The sequence below is a fragment of the Roseibium sp. SCP14 genome (genome assembly GCF_040329475.1).
Taxonomy (GTDB): Bacteria; Pseudomonadota; Alphaproteobacteria; order Rhizobiales; family Stappiaceae; genus Roseibium.
In genome coordinates, this window is the sequence record NZ_JBDZYH010000010.1 from 24,446 (window position 1) to 39,510 (window position 15,065).

The 15,065-nt window shown below is 55.3% G+C and carries 15 protein-coding genes; 8 read left to right on the forward strand and 7 right to left on the reverse strand.

The features are described from left to right. Positions 1 to 23: 23 nt before the first annotated feature. The 6 genes from tssG to tssA form a co-directional block, all read right to left on the reverse strand. Positions 24 to 1,031 carry a type VI secretion system baseplate subunit TssG gene (tssG, locus tag ABLQ08_RS27730; RefSeq protein WP_352949354.1) on the reverse strand — a complete coding sequence of 336 codons (1,008 nt, stop codon included), beginning with the start codon at positions 1,029 to 1,031 and terminating at the stop codon, positions 24 to 26. Then, positions 1,028 to 2,776 (reverse strand): type VI secretion system baseplate subunit TssF, encoded by a 1,749-nt coding sequence (gene tssF, locus ABLQ08_RS27735; RefSeq protein WP_352949356.1) that lies wholly within the window; start codon positions 2,774 to 2,776, stop codon positions 1,028 to 1,030. The genes tssG and tssF overlap by 4 nt, the downstream gene beginning before the upstream one ends. A gap of 24 nt (positions 2,777 to 2,800) precedes the next feature. Continuing rightward, positions 2,801 to 3,214 (reverse strand): type VI secretion system baseplate subunit TssE, encoded by a 414-nt coding sequence (gene tssE, locus ABLQ08_RS27740; RefSeq protein WP_352949358.1) that lies wholly within the window; start codon positions 3,212 to 3,214, stop codon positions 2,801 to 2,803. Between the two features lie 83 nt (positions 3,215 to 3,297). Then, positions 3,298 to 4,779, reverse strand: coding sequence for a type VI secretion system contractile sheath large subunit (tssC, locus tag ABLQ08_RS27745; RefSeq protein WP_352949360.1), 1,482 nt, complete (start codon positions 4,777 to 4,779; stop codon positions 3,298 to 3,300). A gap of 37 nt (positions 4,780 to 4,816) precedes the next feature. Beyond that, the gene (gene tssB / locus ABLQ08_RS27750) at positions 4,817 to 5,338 is read right to left on the reverse strand and encodes a type VI secretion system contractile sheath small subunit (protein ID WP_352949362.1); all 522 of its coding nucleotides are present in this window, start codon (positions 5,336 to 5,338) and stop codon (positions 4,817 to 4,819) included. A gap of 151 nt (positions 5,339 to 5,489) precedes the next feature. Then, a complete protein-coding gene (gene tssA / locus ABLQ08_RS27755) occupies positions 5,490 to 7,193 on the reverse strand; it encodes a type VI secretion system protein TssA (RefSeq protein ID WP_352949364.1) in 1,704 nt (567 codons plus the stop codon). 203 nt (positions 7,194 to 7,396) lie between these two features. Between tssA and ABLQ08_RS27760 the strand changes: the two genes are divergently transcribed. Then, the gene (locus ABLQ08_RS27760) at positions 7,397 to 7,762 is read left to right on the forward strand and encodes an STAS domain-containing protein (protein ID WP_352949366.1); all 366 of its coding nucleotides are present in this window, start codon (positions 7,397 to 7,399) and stop codon (positions 7,760 to 7,762) included. 45 nt (positions 7,763 to 7,807) lie between these two features. Further along, positions 7,808 to 8,236 (forward strand): ATP-binding protein, encoded by a 429-nt coding sequence (locus ABLQ08_RS27765; RefSeq protein WP_352949368.1) that lies wholly within the window; start codon positions 7,808 to 7,810, stop codon positions 8,234 to 8,236. A 24-nt stretch (positions 8,237 to 8,260) separates the two neighbouring features. Here ABLQ08_RS27765 and ABLQ08_RS27770 read toward each other — a convergent pair whose 3' ends face one another. Continuing rightward, entirely contained in the window at positions 8,261 to 9,187 is a 927-nt protein-coding gene (locus ABLQ08_RS27770) for a PP2C family protein-serine/threonine phosphatase (protein ID WP_352949370.1), read from the reverse strand. 282 nt (positions 9,188 to 9,469) lie between these two features. On the opposite strand from ABLQ08_RS27770, the gene ABLQ08_RS27775 reads away from it, so the two are divergent. From ABLQ08_RS27775 to ABLQ08_RS27800, 6 genes are all read left to right on the forward strand, one after another. Next, positions 9,470 to 9,952, forward strand: a complete 483-nt coding sequence (locus tag ABLQ08_RS27775; protein ID WP_352949372.1) for a ubiquinone biosynthesis methyltransferase UbiE — start codon at positions 9,470 to 9,472, stop codon at positions 9,950 to 9,952. Further along, entirely contained in the window at positions 9,949 to 11,127 is a 1,179-nt protein-coding gene (locus ABLQ08_RS27780; protein WP_417714960.1) for a methyltransferase domain-containing protein, read from the forward strand. Before ABLQ08_RS27775 ends, ABLQ08_RS27780 begins: the two co-directional genes overlap by 4 nt. Then, positions 11,124 to 13,523 carry a SpoIIE family protein phosphatase gene (locus tag ABLQ08_RS27785; RefSeq protein WP_352949376.1) on the forward strand — a complete coding sequence of 800 codons (2,400 nt, stop codon included), beginning with the start codon at positions 11,124 to 11,126 and terminating at the stop codon, positions 13,521 to 13,523. The genes ABLQ08_RS27780 and ABLQ08_RS27785 overlap by 4 nt, the downstream gene beginning before the upstream one ends. Before the next feature lie 3 nt (positions 13,524 to 13,526). Further along, positions 13,527 to 14,072 (forward strand): slr1658 superfamily regulator, encoded by a 546-nt coding sequence (locus ABLQ08_RS27790; protein WP_352949378.1) that lies wholly within the window; start codon positions 13,527 to 13,529, stop codon positions 14,070 to 14,072. A gap of 30 nt (positions 14,073 to 14,102) precedes the next feature. Next, positions 14,103 to 14,441 (forward strand): slr1659 superfamily regulator, encoded by a 339-nt coding sequence (locus ABLQ08_RS27795; protein WP_352949380.1) that lies wholly within the window; start codon positions 14,103 to 14,105, stop codon positions 14,439 to 14,441. Positions 14,442 to 14,557: 116 nt separating this feature from the next. Next, entirely contained in the window at positions 14,558 to 14,929 is a 372-nt protein-coding gene (locus tag ABLQ08_RS27800) for a hypothetical protein (protein WP_352949382.1), read from the forward strand. Positions 14,930 to 15,065: the final 136 nt, after the last annotated feature.

Sequence of the window (15,065 nt, forward strand, 5' to 3'; positions counted from 1 at the left end):
ATCTTATCGGAAACGGAACTGTCTTAAGAAGCTGGTGCAAGATGTACATTATTCTCCAGCAGACCGCTTTCGCCGTCGGATAACCAGATATTGTTGCCGAGACGCGACAGTCCCAACTGTCCTGCCTGCATGCTGTCCGGCTCGTACTGGAACTCCAGATCCCAATCGATGGGATCGCGAACGATCATGGCAAGTAGTTCCACAAGGGTCTTGTGCTGCTCTCCGTGTGGCAGGAACTCCTTGAGCACGTCATAGGGTGCCGGACCCAGCCTGAGGCGGAATTTGCCGAGATCGTCCTCGACTTCCTCTCCCAATATCATGTCACCTCCGAGGACCGAATTCGCGATCCCGAGTTCCATGCGAGAGTTGGCGGGAATGTCCACGAGTCTGGAGACAAACTCGATGATTTCGAACGGCATGCCGAAAAAGCTTGTCAGCATCGACGAAATCGCGTCGGGTGAATTGGCATAGTGAGCCATAAGGCCAACATGAGGCAGGATTGCCGTGCGTTCGACGCCACCGAGCTTGTCCCTGTCATCCACAGGGAAACCGCATAGTGCCAGCAAACATTGCGACGTTGCATCCAGCCCGTGACCTTCGAAGCGTACGAAGTGTCTGGATTTTCGCCACATGTCGTGGAGCAGGGTAATGAACCGGTGGTTGAACAGGTCCAACAGATCTTCGACCGGGGAGGGGTGTTCATCCCGTTCGATGATCCGTTCGGTTACGTAGGGAGGCAAAGGTGACGCCGGGCCATAAAGCCCGAAAAAATTTACCCTGATGTCGAAGTGGTCGTCCTGGTCGTCATACTCGATGCTTGAGACATCGCTCGGACCGAAGCTGAGCGACCGGCTCGCCCTAAAGCGAAGGATTTCTTCCTCCGGGTCGTGACCCGGCCCCATATTACGCATGTCCGGGTGAAGCAGGCCAATGAGATACAGCGCCTGAAAGAACTGTGTCCCTTCAAGCCGATCGGCGAGAGCTGCGTCCAGCTTGCGCTCGTCAGTCTCCGGTGTCGGGTCCGCGGTCATACCAGATCAGCATCTCCAAAAGACGACGCCCATCGATGAATGACGTTTGTGTCCGTTCCCACGACGCAAAGCTGGTGCAGGCTGTTGATGCTTGCATAGGACTTCAGGAACCGGTCAAGCACCGTGCCGAAAAGATAAAGCTCCGATTCGCCCCCCATTGCTGTCTCGGACATTGAAAGCACAATCTCATAAGCCCGCGTCGGGCGTCCCTGACGAAAGATGTCGATGGATTTTCGCTCGAACTTCTGGAAATTCTGCAACAGGAGCTCCCGCTGGAGCGCTGCCTGGCGGTCGATATATGCCCGAAAATCGTAAGCGCCGACGACAGTCTTCAGGGCTTCGACATCGATCAGGGAGGCATAGTTGCGAGACAGGTTTGCAACCAGTGTCCAAAGTACCTGACTGTCCAGCGGTGGGGGAACTTCGGACTGGATCGGCGTGATGTTGCGGAATTGAAGTTTGGCCGGCGTGGAGGAGGTCGGCTGATTAACTGTCCCAAGCCCGAACCTGGTGGCATGTTCGCCGTTGGAGCAAAGAAGCTGCATCGAAATCGTCTCTGTCGGCGGCAGCCCATTTTCATCCAGCTGCGTGACAAAGGAGATGTAATGATCGACGCCGTTACCCAGCACGGATGGTCTTATGCCGACGCGGTAATAAAGCGAACCTTCATCGGTGCCTGTTCCGCCATGTGTAAACGACTCGAAGGCCTGGTAGTTCACACGTTTGTTGCTGCCCTGAACCCAACCGGTAACGCCTGTTACGTGATGGACGCTATAGGCCGATCTGTCCCCGGATGCCCGCACCGGATATTCCGTCCGGTCGTGAGCAACCTGGAGGGCTTGTCCTTCTGTTTCGAAAAGATTTATGGCCGGGACCGTGTTGAGCGAAATCGCGTCGCTGCTAATCCGGTCCTGGTTGTTGAAACGTTGTGAAAAGTGGAAAACCAGTTTGAAGTCTTCAACAGTCTCATTGGCGAATTCTTCCAGTCCATGCAGGCGCACATACATGAACTTGTCCGGGCAGGCGAAGTACTCCTGCATGATACGAAAGCCGTCAAAGGCACCTTCCGGGTAGGGAAGCGTTGCCTCTTCGCGCTTCATGCCAATTGCCTCGACGGTAATGCGCGAGGGTCTGGCAGACCCCTTGCCGGGCACGAATTCAACAGATGTCAGCCGTTCTAGGAGTTGAAGGTAAAGTTCGCGGGAAGTGCCGTTGTCGTTGCTTGCTCCCAGAAACATCTGGAGCGGAGCCTGGGCCAGAGCCAACAGGTTTCCGCCGCTCGTCTTGTGGAAACCAAGTGTCAGTTTCGAGCTGTCCCGGCGATTCTCCAGTTCTGTGGATGTCAGATTGATCGGAAGGACGTCAAGGTTGCACCGGGTCTGAAACCGCACTGCCGTGCCGTCCAGCGGTTTTGTCTGCACGAACGTTCCACGCGGGACATGCGTGGAAAGATCGGAGGAATCTGCTGTCGGATTGAATTGGATATGCGTGATCGGCGGAACGGGTCGCAAGTAGTGCGGCCACACGAGTTTCAGCAGATTGAGTGCGACCTCGGGCATTTCCGCGTCCAGCCGTTGGCGGAGCCGCCCGACCAGGAAGGCAAAGCCCTCCATGAGGCGTTCAACGTCCGGATCAAGCGGATCGTCTGCAAGATATCTGGAAAGACGCGGATTCGCCTTGGCGAAAACCCGGCCCATTTCCTTCAGGTAGTTCAGTTCATCGCGATAGTAGGAATTGATTGCCATGTTCGAAGACTGCTCTTGATGCCGTCAGGCACTGACCCTGATTTGCCCGCTATTGTCCAGAACGGAGTTGAACCGCACACGTTTGGAACTGTCTCCAAGGGCCAGCTCCGCTTCCACATTGAAAATGAAATCGAGCGGCTTGTCCGGATCGTCAACTGCACGGACGATCGGATTGCGCAAGCGCGGCTCGAAGTCACGAATCTGGCGTTCGATATCGCGGCAGATTTCCGAGGCCGTATCCTGATGGGACCTTGAGATCGAGTTGAAGTCGGTCAGGCCGAAATCGGGGCATGTTTCACAACATCCCGCAGAGCTGTTCAACAAGATGCGCAAATCTTCGAGAACACTTTCCAGAGTGGCGGCTTCAAATTCATCAGCGTTCCTGTACGCAGTATCGGTCACATCGTTTTCAAGTCGCTGAAACAGACTGACGGCCATTCGGGAAAACACTCCTTGGAAGCAGCAAAGGCGCCGGCCACTGGCCGGCACCCGTTTTGTGGGATCTGTCTTTCAGACCGGTGTTACGACTTGTCCAGTTTGCCTTTCAAGGACAATGTGAAATCAGCACCCATGTACTTGAAGTGCGGCTGAACCGCCATGGAAACGCTGTACCAGCCGGGTTCACCTTCAACATCGGAGACGGTGATTTCGGCCTTGCGAAGCGGGCGCCGCGAGCGGACATCGGCCGATGGGTTGTCCTGATCGGAGACATACTGCCGGATCCAGTTGTTCAGCTCGGACTGAAGTTCACCGCGGTCCTTCCAGCTGCCGATGTTCTCACGCTGCAGCACCTTGATGTAGTGTGCCAGGCGATTGATGATCATCATGTAGGGCAACTGCGTGCCGAGCTTGTAGTTCAGCTCCGCGTCCTTGCCTTCCGGAGTATTGCCGAAGAATTTCGGTTTCTGGACCGAGTTCGCCGAGAAGAAGGCTGCGTTGTCGCTGCCTTTGCGCATGGTCAGGGAAATGAAGCCCTGTTCGGCAAGCTCGTATTCCTTGCGGTCCGACACCAGCACTTCCGTCGGGATCTTGCTCTGGAGCTGGCCCATTGCTTCGAAGGTGTGAACGGGAAGGTCTTCGACCGAACCGCCTGATTGCGGGCCGATGATGTTCGGGCACCAGCGGAATTTCGCAAAGCTGTCCGTCAGCTTGGTTGCCAGAGCGAAGGAAGCGTTGCCCCACAGATAGTTGTCGCTCTTGCCTTCGGCTTCCTCTTCGTAGTTGAAAGCCTTGACCGGGGAGGTTTCCGGGCCGTATGGCGTGCGCAGCATGAAGCGTGGCATGGCAAGCGCGAAGTAGCGCGAATCTTCCGACTCGCGGAAGGAATTCCATTTCGCGTATTTTGGACCTTCGAAGATGGATTCCATATCCTTCAGGTTCGGAATTTCCTCGAAGCTGTCGACACCGAACATGGAAGGTGCTGCCGCTGCGATGAACGGTGCATGAGACATGGAGCCGACGCTTGCGCAGTACTGTGCGAGCTTGATGTCAGGGGCATTCGGGCCAAAGTTGTAGTTGGACACGATTGCGCCGACCGGCTGGCCACCGAACTGGCCGTACTCAGCCGTATAGATGTGCTTGTAAAGGCCGGACTTGACGACTTCCGGGCTGTCCTCAAAGTCTTCGAGCAGCTCGTCCTTGGAGACGCTCATCATTTCAACTTTGATGTTCTGGCGGAAATCAGTGCGGTCGATGACGAACTTCAGGCTGCGCCATGCGGATTCAAGCGTCTTGAAATCTTCGTTGTGCAGCACCTGGTCGACTTGCTTCGACAGCTTCTGGTCGATTTCCGCAATCATCATGTCAACGGCTGCGCCATTGACCTGGCTTTCTCCTGCCGTCGGCCTGAGAAGCTCGGAAATGAACGCGGCCACGCCCTTGCGCGCCACGTCATAGCCGTCATCGGTCGGCGCGAGCTTTGTTTCCTGAAGGATTTGATCCAGGAGGGAGGCGTCGAGCTCTTCCGTGTGGGCCGCTCCACCCTGTACGTCAGTGTCGGTCATGCTTTAAATCTCGTCATTTGGAATGTCGGACAGGGGGTTATTCCGAAGCGCCGCCGGACTCTTCGGTTGCGTTGGTCAGTTCGGCCAGAAGCTTGTCACGGGCAGCCTCATCGCCGAGTACGTTCTGGATGGCCTTGCGGAACGCAGGCACGTTGCCGAGCGGACCTTTCAGTGCGACCAGGGCTTCACGCAGCTCGAGCAGGCTGTTGAGTTCAGGTGTCTGGCGGACGATCGACTCCGGCGTAAAATCGTTCAGGTTGTTGAACTTCAACGAAACCGACAGATTGCTCGGTTCTTCGCCTTCCGGCGTGTCGGCCAGCTTGTTCTCTGTCGAAAGGTCAAGGGAAAGCTCATGGCTCTTCATGACCTCGTTGAAATTGTCCTTGTTGATGTTGATAAGGGTCCGGTCTTCGATCGGCGTGTCGTCCGACCGCAAGGTATAGTCCCCGAGCATGACCATTTTCAGAGGCAGTTCGACTTCCTCTTTTGCGTCACCGGTGGCTGGCTTGTATTTGATGTTCACCCGCTCTTTGGGGGCTACCGAAGCTTCTTTGGACATTACGTCTCCCGTGGTCAGACAGGTTATTAGGCGGTGGCCGAAATACCGCGAGCCCAAAACCTCAAGATGAAAACATTTCTACTCTGAGTGCGTTTCAACTCTATTTTGATGGCTGAGAAATTTGACCTTTCAGCTTTAAAGGAGTCTTAATTTACTTCCGGTTTGTCAGCTCCACTGCTGCGCCGACATCGAGAAGTGCGAGTGTTTCCATTGCGTTGGCTCGCAATTGGACCGCATCAACGTCGGGTATGAATTGTCTTGCATTCTTGTGTCCGAGGCTTTGCCAGGACAACCGTGCAAGCGCAATTGCAAGTTCTGGTTCCCAATTTGCAAGATCGCGCTCGGTTGCGATTGCACGCAAGGAACTGAGCAGTGCAAAAAGTTGCTGGATCAGTTCAAACCGGAGGCAATATTCGCCGATCTTGAGGTGCGCTTTGAACTGGTCGCGACCAGCCTGGCTGGCGGTGACGTTGGCTTTGAGTGCATTTAGGCCGTCAACAGTCTTGCCTGCAACGCCGAGCTGCACTGCTTCGGAAAACGCTCTGTCAAGATCTGACCCCGTTGCAGCCGTTGCATCGCCACCGGACTGGATTTCCTGCGCGATCCAATCTCGCGTTTCGATGCTGGCAAATGCGGTTCCGTCGCTGAAAGTGAGCGTCGTGATTTCCGGAAACCGCTTCAGAAAACTCGCGAGTTCGCCGGTCACCATGCGTTTGGCGGCGTCATATGGCGCGCCCAGTTCGTCCATGGCCGACGCAAGCATGTATTGCGCATCCAACCAGAAAGGGGAGGCGATGAATGCGGATTCAGCGGATTGGATGAGGCCTTCGTTGTTTCCTGCCCCCTTCAGTGCCGCCAGCTCGGACGTCTTTGTTTTTTGCGGCGGGGGCAGCGCGGTTTTGCCATCCTTGTTTGGGGGAAGCGCTTCAATTCTTCCCCACAGCGCGAAGCGGGAGGCAAAATAGCCGCGCGCGTCAGTTGGCGCCTGTTGCCGGACAGTCGTCGCAGCCTTGGTGGCTGCATTAAACACTGCCTGCAAGGCAGAGGTGGCGTTCGATGTGTCGACGGCGATCTCCGCAACCGGAGCGGGGGCTGGTTTCGGTGGAGGCGGTGGCGGCGGAGTTGCTGTTGCTGGAGCTTCTGCTTGTGTTGGAGCAGGCGCCGGTTCGCTGACTGCAGCCGCCTGAAGTTCGGTTGCCGGAGTTGCTTCTTCTTCCGCTTCGGCGGGTGCCTGAGCAGCCGTTTCCATGGCTTCGGCTGCTTTCTTGGCCTCCTCAAGAGTTGCCTTGGCGTCTTTCGCGAGCGGCCGCAGTGCCCGCACAAGCGGACCCAGAGCTACCTGCGTCTTGGTCAGTTTCTGTTCAAGGGCGTTGTCGAGTTCCAGAAGAGCTTCGTTTGCAACGTAAATTTCCGCGTTGAATTGCCCTTCAGGGGGTTTCGCCTCGACCATCGGTGCAAGTTTCTCGGCAAGCCAGTCAAAGGCACCGGCGCGGCCACGTTCTCTGCGTACCGGTGGGATCATCGTGTCCCAGTGGATTTCCACCAAGTCCTTCAGAACCACCAATCCGACTGCAATGCCACGATAGCCTTCCTCGGTGAACAGGCCGTAGGCGAGACGCGTCGCAAGGACCAGATCCTTTGACTTCGTCTGCAGAACGCTGATCGTCTCCTCGTTCAACTGCTTCCAGTTGACGGCGGTAGGGCCATCGGTTTCCATTTTCCGAAATTCGGATTCCAGTGTCTCGAATTCCGGCGAATCTCGAAACTCGCTCTGAGCATCCGGCATCTCCAGTTGCGCACGGCCGACTTCCGATCTCGGATCGTCAAGGATTGCCAAGGGATCTTCTTCGGCCATTTGGGCGCTCCGGAAAAAGGAGAAATGCGAATCACCAGTTGTTAGTTAAACTGATTTCTCGGGTCCATGGTGATTTACCGGCGACACCTTAATAAAATTTACAAGTTTGGAATTGAAATTCCCCGGATAGAAAATTTCACGCGCTGGACAACGATTCGAATTGCACGGCCTGCCACGGCAAAGTGCGCAAATGGGAAATGGCAATGAGCTCTGACGCCGCAGATATCAAGATCGAGCATGAGCAATCCGACGGATTCGCCATCGTACGCCCCGCTGGCAAGCTGGATACGTTAAGCGCCAAGACTTTCGAGGCCTACCTGAAGGACCTTGTGAACGAAGTGTCCGGTACGCTTCTCGTCGACATGTCGAAAGTGGACTATGTGACGAGTTTTGGACTGCGCTCTTTGTTGATCATCGCCAAGCTATTGGCGCCTTCAGGCGACAAACTGGTCCTGTTCCAGGTGAACCCTTCGGTGCTCGATGTCTTGAAGATTTCCGGGTTCCTGAAAATTCTCAAGGTTGTGGATACACAGGACGAAGCATTGGCGCCGGCAGGCAATGCTGCCTGAACAATGGTGGCGTTTTTTCGAACGCAATGACCGGCAGGGCAGGCAATGGCAACAGAAGTCCAGATCGTAACTGTGGGTAACGACCTTTCGGACCTTCCGGCCGTGTATGCGGCCTTGGAAGCCTTTTCGACCGAAGCAGGTCTTTCGGATTCGGTTCGGCGCTCACTGATGCTGATAGTTGAAGAACTCTTCAACAATACCGTTTCCTATGGCTATCCCGATGGCGAACCAGATGAGATAGCCGTCTCTGCAAGCCTCCGTGCAAATCAGGTGGAATTGACCCTGTCGGACGGTGCGATCGCGTTCGACAACAGCGCCACGCCGTCAGAGCCGAGCGGGTCGGTTAACATTGAGGCCCTGGAAGTCGGCGGCCTCGGGCTTTTTCTCGTGCACCAGCTCGCAGATCAGGTCACGACCGAACGCGTTGGCGACAGAAACCACACGACGGTTCTGCTGGCGAATACCGCCGACTGAGGTTGCCGGTAATCGGCCGTTCGCTCAGAATGTGAATTCCATCATGGAGAAATCGTCCGGCAGCGGTGCATTTTCCTGAAAAGTGGCCAGCCAGTCGTAAATTGCCTGGGGAATGCCTGTCTCGGTCGCTCTTGCCCTGTCTGCAAGTTGATCCCAGGTAAGCGTTACCCCCTTTTCATCCTCGATCTCATAGGTTCCGTCACTGATGACCAGAAGCTTGTCGCCGGAATGCATCTGAAAGGTGCCGCCCTCAAACGGCATGTCCGGCAGAGCGCCGATCACCATGCCGTCGGGTGTCCCGAGGCTCGTGATCTGGAGCCCCTCGGTGGCCGGCCTGAGCAAGATCGCCGCCGGATGGCCGCCGGAGGCATAGGAAAGACATCCGGTCGACCGCTGATAGACGCCGTACCAGATCGTAAAAAACATGTTGTTCTGCCGTTCCATCGGAAAGGCATTGTTGAGCTTTGCAAGGACGTCCGGCGGATGCCGGAAATCGGTCTCGGCCAGGGCATTGGCCCTCAGCACGTTTATGATTGCAACGGACAGAAGAGCAGCGCTCACGCCATGGCCGCAAACGTCGATCAGGTAAATCGCAAAGTGATCGTTATCGAGGTCGTGATATCCGAATGAGTCACCGCCCAATTCCGTCGATGGAACCAGTAGCCAGTCCGCTTGCGGGTTTGCCGGACGTTTCTCGGGCAAGATGGAATACACATAGTTTCCGGCATCACGAAGTTCCGCTTCCAGGCGCTCCTGGGTCTTCGTGAGCAGGATATTGTATTCGGCGAGCTGGTCCTCCACGGCCTCGCCATGCTCGATCGTGGCTTCATAGAGCAGCTTCAGATCGGCATGCTCAGCTCTGAGTTCCGCCAGTTCCCCCTGTAAGCGTTCAAGTTCTTCTTCTTGATTTAAGGAATTGGAGACGGCGTCTATTCTATCGATACTTGTCATGGTTCGCTCATGGTGCCCAAAAAGACGCAGTGAGAAAAGCCTTAGGTGAGCAAATCGGCGCATTATCTGGGAGGAATTCACACATTGGCAGATTTCGTTATATCTTTGGCAACCAGCGACACCGTATGGTTCATCAAATGAATCATAGATGACACGAGTCATATCGGCGGTGATTTCCAAACATTGTGAGACAGTGGCGCGCCATGATCGGGTGCGACGAAATTTGCCAGCGGGGGAATAGAAATGCCGTCACCTTTTGAGGGGCAGTTATCAGGAAATGATATGCCGCAAATGCTTCAGATGGATCTGAACATTGGTGACTTTTGCTCCGACTGGTCGCACTGCGACCTGATGTCGGCCTATCTTGCGAGAATGGTAAGCCACAATCGGCTGGATTCTCTCCTGTTTTCAAATCTCTACTCTTCTGCGGTAAACGAGCTGCTGGAAACTGTTTTCCGTATGCACAGCGCGACCGGAAAGCTTCATTTCTCAGTTCAACGCCAGGGCAACGTTGACAGGATAGAGCTTACTTTCCCTGTAGATGACGAAACGTTTCGCATCTATCGGGAGGCAATCGGTAAGGCGAGCGGCGAAAACGCGGAAAAAATCTATCTGGATGCGCTGTTTGCCGATACCGAACCTGACGCAAGCCTGGGCCTTTTGGAGTTGGGTGTCGATTACGACGCCGCCTTGTCCGTCGACCGGTTGGAGGACGGCAGGATGAGGCTGACCGCCGATCTGATGCTTGAGGACGAAATCGTATGAATGCAGGGAACATGACTCAAGTGTTTGACTGGACCTACAACGAGAATGACCAGGAATTCTCGTTGCATGGAAGTTTGCGCCCGCAATGCGCCGGTGAGCTTGCCGGCTGCATATCCGCTCTGGAGCAATCCGTAAGAAACGTCAGCGGCAAATTCTATGTCAATGTTCGCCGCCTGGTCAGAATGAACAATGTCGCCTTTCAGACATTTGCCTGCAAGATCCTGGATCTGGTTCGGGGGCGGTCCGATCTGAGTGTCCATGTGACGACGTCGAGTGTCGTTGGCTGGTCGACACGTAAGTTCGCTGCCCTGGAAACCATGTCCGATCGAATCACGGTCAGCGAGTACGACAGCGAATTCTACCCGGGCCAGACCTTCCTGGAAGAAGGTGGCTTTATTCCGATCCTGCGCACTCAGACAAAGCTGACCTGGCATCACGAGCAGACGATTCTCGGCAAGCATGGTCTTGAGCCGGGCATGCAGGTCGCCGACATTTGCTGCGGCATCGGCGACTTCGCTGTTCTCATGCAGAAGGAGTATCGTCCTTCACGCCTTGTCGCACTCGATCACAGCCGCTCCAGCCTGGAATATGCGCGCAAGGTGGCAGCCGATTTCGGCGTCAGCGGGATTGATTATGTGTTTGGCGACGCGTCGGAGATGCTTCTGGAGAGCGATCAGTTCGATTTCGTGACCTGCCGCCATTCGTTACAGGTCTTTGATCGACCCGAACTGATCCTTCAGGAGTTGTTCCGGATCTGCAAGCCGGGTGGGCGGGTTTACATCACCAACGAGAAAAACTCCCATTGTCTCGGTGAACCTCGATCCGACTCCATTCAGCGCACTTACACGGAAGTCGCCCGGTTGTGGGCGCACTTCAACATGGACATCGAACTCGGACCGAAAAGCCGCCGGTATCTCATCGATGCCGGACTTGAAGATATCCGCATGGAGTCGTTCATGGTGACCAACCAGGACGGAAACCCGCAGGACTTCGCCGACATCATCCGATCATGGGAGAATGTCTATGCGGGTCAGATGGCTGTGGAGCGCGGTGACAGCGCGGAAGAGATCGAGGTGTTCCGAAAGGGATTCCAGGATCATGTTTTCGCTGCGCTGCATCCGAAGGGATATGCAGGCTGGCCGATCTGGGTCGCCTCCGGACGCAAACCGAAATGAGCTTGGCCAACGTGACTGCTGACACTTCTGGAAAACGGGAACCAGAGCGCATCGGAAAACTGTCGAGGCACAGTTTCCGGGCCAAATTCATCCTGGTGGTGAGCGCCGCTGTTCTGTTCGATCTGATGCTGGCTGGCGGTGTCGCCATCTGGAACGTGCAAAGACTCTCCAGGGACGCGACAGAAAAGGTCGCCTACGGGCTGACCACCGCAACCGAAGAATATCTTCGCACCTACATCGACACGACGGCGCTACGGACGGAATTGCTTCTAGATCAGGTTTTTTCGGAAGTGGAGGCGCTGGGCGCCTCCATGCAGACCCTGATCGACAATCCCGGAACCGGTACCCGGGTCGGTCAATCGGTTGAAACGGACCCCAGGCTTGGTGACAAACTGGTTTTCAACGAAGCGGCGGACTGGGCTCAGAACGAACCCGGTGAATCGGTTGTCAGCGTCTGGGGATATCTTCTGGGCGAGGGTGGCAATCCTCTGCCTGAGGTGGCGGCGCAGATTTCAGACAGCTCCGCATTCAATCTTGTCGCTCCAGGCATGATGAAGACCGGTTCCCCAAAGCTGCAGATGTATTATGTCGGCCCGAAGGACAGGCCGATCATGCGCACAACACCCTACACCGATCAGGCGCAGACGTTCGACGAGCTCTATCCGGGGCACAACGAAGACAATTTCTGGGACTTTTTCTTCCCCGGCGTCTACGAAGGCTGGCAAAGCTGGATCGGTGATCCCAAGCTTCGTCCGGTACCGCGCGACATTGTGGGGACTGCCCCTTATATCGACGCCATTACCGGAGCCAAGATCGTCAGTTTCTTCTTCCCGCTCTGGACCCAGGACCGTTCCGATGTCGCCGGGATGACGGCGGTCGACATCACTCTCGATCAGTTGTCGAGCCTGGTCGAGAACGTGAAAATCGCCGAAACCGGCTTCGGCTTTTTGACGTCTTCGGCCGGAAACGTGCTTGCGGTCAGTGATGCAGGTGCGTCTGCCCTCGGACTGGTTTCCGTTGGCGGTGAAGGTCAGGGCGTGACCGGAATCAACAGGTTCCTGTCTCAAAGCCGTTATCCCGAAGTCGCCAATCTCGTTCTGCCGCACAACACCGGCACCGTGATCGACAACATCAATCTTGGTGGAGAGAATGGCAAGGCTGACGAAGGTTATATCGTCGTTCTGAAGGAATTGGCGCCGATCAATCTTTGGGACGGCGAAAAGATCGTAGCGGAGAACCTGACACTTGGTTTCATGGTCGCCAATGACGAAATCTACGCACCCCTCACGGCCGTCCGGCAGGAACTCAGCGAAGCGACGCAGCGCATTGTCTCCTGGCAGGTTGCCGCGCTTCTTGTCAGTCTCATGATTGTCATTCTTGCCGTCTACGCGATTTCCGGACGCATCACCAAAGGCTTGTCCCAGCTTGCCGGTGCTGCGCGGGCGCTGCAGAACAAGGACTATTCCGTCCGCGTGGCAATTCCCACGAAAGACGAGGTGGCAGCGGTGGGGCTGGCCTTCAACCGTATGGCCGAAGAAATCAGCTATCACACCGAAAACCTTGAAAATCTCGTAGAGGAACGCACCAAGAAGCTGGAAACCGCGAACCACGAGATTGTCGAGCTGAACAAGCGCTTGAAGTCGGAAAATCTGAGACTTGGCGCCGAGCTGGATGTTGCCAAACGTATTCAGGAAATGGTGCTTCCCCGCAGCAGTGAGCTCGAAGCGATCCCACAGATCGAAATTGCCGCGTTCATGGAGCCTGCCGATGAGGTCGGTGGAGACTATTACGATGTGCTCTTCGACGAGAACCGCGTCAAAATCGGTATTGGCGATGTCACCGGACACGGCCTTGAAAGCGGTGTCCTGATGCTGATGGTCCAATCGGTCGCCAGGGCGTTGCAGGAAAAGGGTGACAAGGATCCAATTGCATTTCTCGATGTGCTGAACCGGGCGGTTTACAAGAATATTGCCCGGACCAGGTCCGACAAGCATCTGACCCTCGCCTTTGTCGATTACGAAGACGGAAACGTCACGCTATCGGGGCAGCATGAAGAGGTTCTGATCATTCGGACAACCGGTGACATTGAGTGGATCGATACCATTGATCTGGGCTTCCCGGTCGGGCTTGAGGAAGATATTTCGCCCTTTGTCGCCACCAAGGATCTTGCCTTCGGACCGGGAGACATTCTGGTTCTGCACACAGATGGTATCACCGAAGCGGAAAGCATGAACGGCGAACTGTACGGCCTCGAGCGACTAAGTCAAAGCGTGCACCAAAATCGCGACAAATCGGCGAAGGGTATCGCGGAAGCGGTCATCAGCGACGTCAAGGCGCATATCGGTGATCACAAGGTTTATGACGACATAACGCTTGTTGTCTTGAAGCATAGGTAGGGAATGGTTCAGGGTTTTGGCAATACGGCGGCTTCAAATGGCGACGATGCCATTCGTTTCAGCCTCAAGTTACGGGCTGAGCCGCTTGAATTGAGCTGGCATCACTGCGGTGTCACCTCCGATTTCATCGGGGAGTATTTCAGCAGGGCCTGCGACAAGGGGATCGATCCTGTCGATGCGCGTCACAGCATCAGTTACATGATCAATGAGATTCTGGAGAACGCAATCAAGTTCCGGTACGGCGGCGATGTGGACCTCGCCACGAGTCTGGAAGCGGAAACATTCGAAATCCAGATTGTGAACCAGGTCGACCAATCGACCGCTGAAAAGTTTCAGGGACATCTGACAAGATTGCTGGAACGTGAACCGGGTGAACTCCTGCTGGAGCGCATTGAAGAAAATGCGCTCAATCCGGACTCTACAGGATCCGGTCTGGGCCTTCTCACGCTTATGAGCGACTACGGTGCGAAATTGGGCTGGTCTTTCGCGTCTGAGCATGTAAGTGAAGGCGTAGAATTAACGACTTATGCCTCTTTGCGACTTTCCTGATCGCCGACATTTCCGAAGGAAGAAATCAACATGGAAATCAGCACGAACGACTACCGCGTTTGGACTGAAGCTTCGACAATTCACTACGAAGGGACGATGCGGCTGTCGGGAACCGACGCCTATGCGCCAATTCTGGAAATCATGAACTCCGTCCTGTCGTCCAAGCCGGATGTCATCACGCTTGATCTGACCGGACTGGAATTTCTCAACAGTTCCGGAATCAACTTGTTTGCAAAGTTTACGATTGAGATCAGAAAGCAGCCGGAAGTCGGGGCGCGTGTTCTCGGTTCGAAATCGATCCCGTGGCAATCTAAGTCCCTGCGCAATCTGCAACGGCTGCATCCCGCTCTCGAGCTGACGATCAGCTGATATCGACCATCTTCCGGATCGCGGACCGGTCGGGAGTATTCATCTGGAAGAGGCTGATGGCGCACTCCACTAGCATGCCGGCGGGGCGTCAATTAAGGACCTTCTGCAGCCTTCTCATGGCTTTTCTGGTCGCCGCATGCCAATCGGCAGGCTCTCAGAACCCGCGCATCAAAAGTGAGTATTTGGGTAAGCCGACAGCTGAGTTTTTTGGTGAATATGGTCCACCAAACCACGTAATCGGCATGAAGCAGGAGCTTAAAACCGACTCCACCGGACGTCTCATCAACCAGACGGATCCGAAAGAGTTGGTTTATTACTGGTCTTCAATCAATCGGAAATCCATTTCCAAACTTCCCGGCTCCGCCAGCAACACTTGCAATCTGGCCATTCTCACGTCGGCGGAAGGCAAGATCCTGCTGATCGAGGCCCAGGACGAAGGCGGCGATATCGCGGCGGCGAAAGAACGCTGCGAAGCGATAATCGATTAGGTTGAAACACCATGTGCCGGAAAAGTTGGCACTGTAGCTCTTGGCCACCGACCGGCCAAAAAAGCCAGGTAGTGCGAATTGCGGCGAATTGAACGAGGCGTGGCTCATCTCCCATACCGATTCAACGAAGAACGGT

Coding starts and splice junctions, on each gene's coding strand:
- ABLQ08_RS27790 (WP_352949378.1), top strand. CDS start 13,527: ATGGTTCAGGGTTTTGGCAATACGGCGGCTTCAAATGGCGACGATGCC.
- tssB (WP_352949362.1), bottom strand. CDS start 5,338: ATGTCCAAAGAAGCTTCGGTAGCCCCCAAAGAGCGGGTGAACATCAAA.
- tssF (WP_352949356.1), bottom strand. CDS start 2,776: ATGGCAATCAATTCCTACTATCGCGATGAACTGAACTACCTGAAGGAA.
- ABLQ08_RS27780 (WP_417714960.1), top strand. CDS start 9,949: ATGAATGCAGGGAACATGACTCAAGTGTTTGACTGGACCTACAACGAG.
- tssE (WP_352949358.1), bottom strand. CDS start 3,214: ATGGCCGTCAGTCTGTTTCAGCGACTTGAAAACGATGTGACCGATACT.
- tssA (WP_352949364.1), bottom strand. CDS start 7,193: ATGGCCGAAGAAGATCCCTTGGCAATCCTTGACGATCCGAGATCGGAA.
- tssG (WP_352949354.1), bottom strand. CDS start 1,031: ATGACCGCGGACCCGACACCGGAGACTGACGAGCGCAAGCTGGACGCA.
- ABLQ08_RS27765 (WP_352949368.1), top strand. CDS start 7,808: ATGGCAACAGAAGTCCAGATCGTAACTGTGGGTAACGACCTTTCGGAC.
- ABLQ08_RS27775 (WP_352949372.1), top strand. CDS start 9,470: ATGCCGCAAATGCTTCAGATGGATCTGAACATTGGTGACTTTTGCTCC.
- ABLQ08_RS27795 (WP_352949380.1), top strand. CDS start 14,103: ATGGAAATCAGCACGAACGACTACCGCGTTTGGACTGAAGCTTCGACA.
- ABLQ08_RS27760 (WP_352949366.1), top strand. CDS start 7,397: ATGAGCTCTGACGCCGCAGATATCAAGATCGAGCATGAGCAATCCGAC.
- ABLQ08_RS27770 (WP_352949370.1), bottom strand. CDS start 9,187: ATGACAAGTATCGATAGAATAGACGCCGTCTCCAATTCCTTAAATCAA.
- tssC (WP_352949360.1), bottom strand. CDS start 4,779: ATGACCGACACTGACGTACAGGGTGGAGCGGCCCACACGGAAGAGCTC.
- ABLQ08_RS27785 (WP_352949376.1), top strand. CDS start 11,124: ATGAGCTTGGCCAACGTGACTGCTGACACTTCTGGAAAACGGGAACCA.
- ABLQ08_RS27800 (WP_352949382.1), top strand. CDS start 14,558: ATGGCTTTTCTGGTCGCCGCATGCCAATCGGCAGGCTCTCAGAACCCG.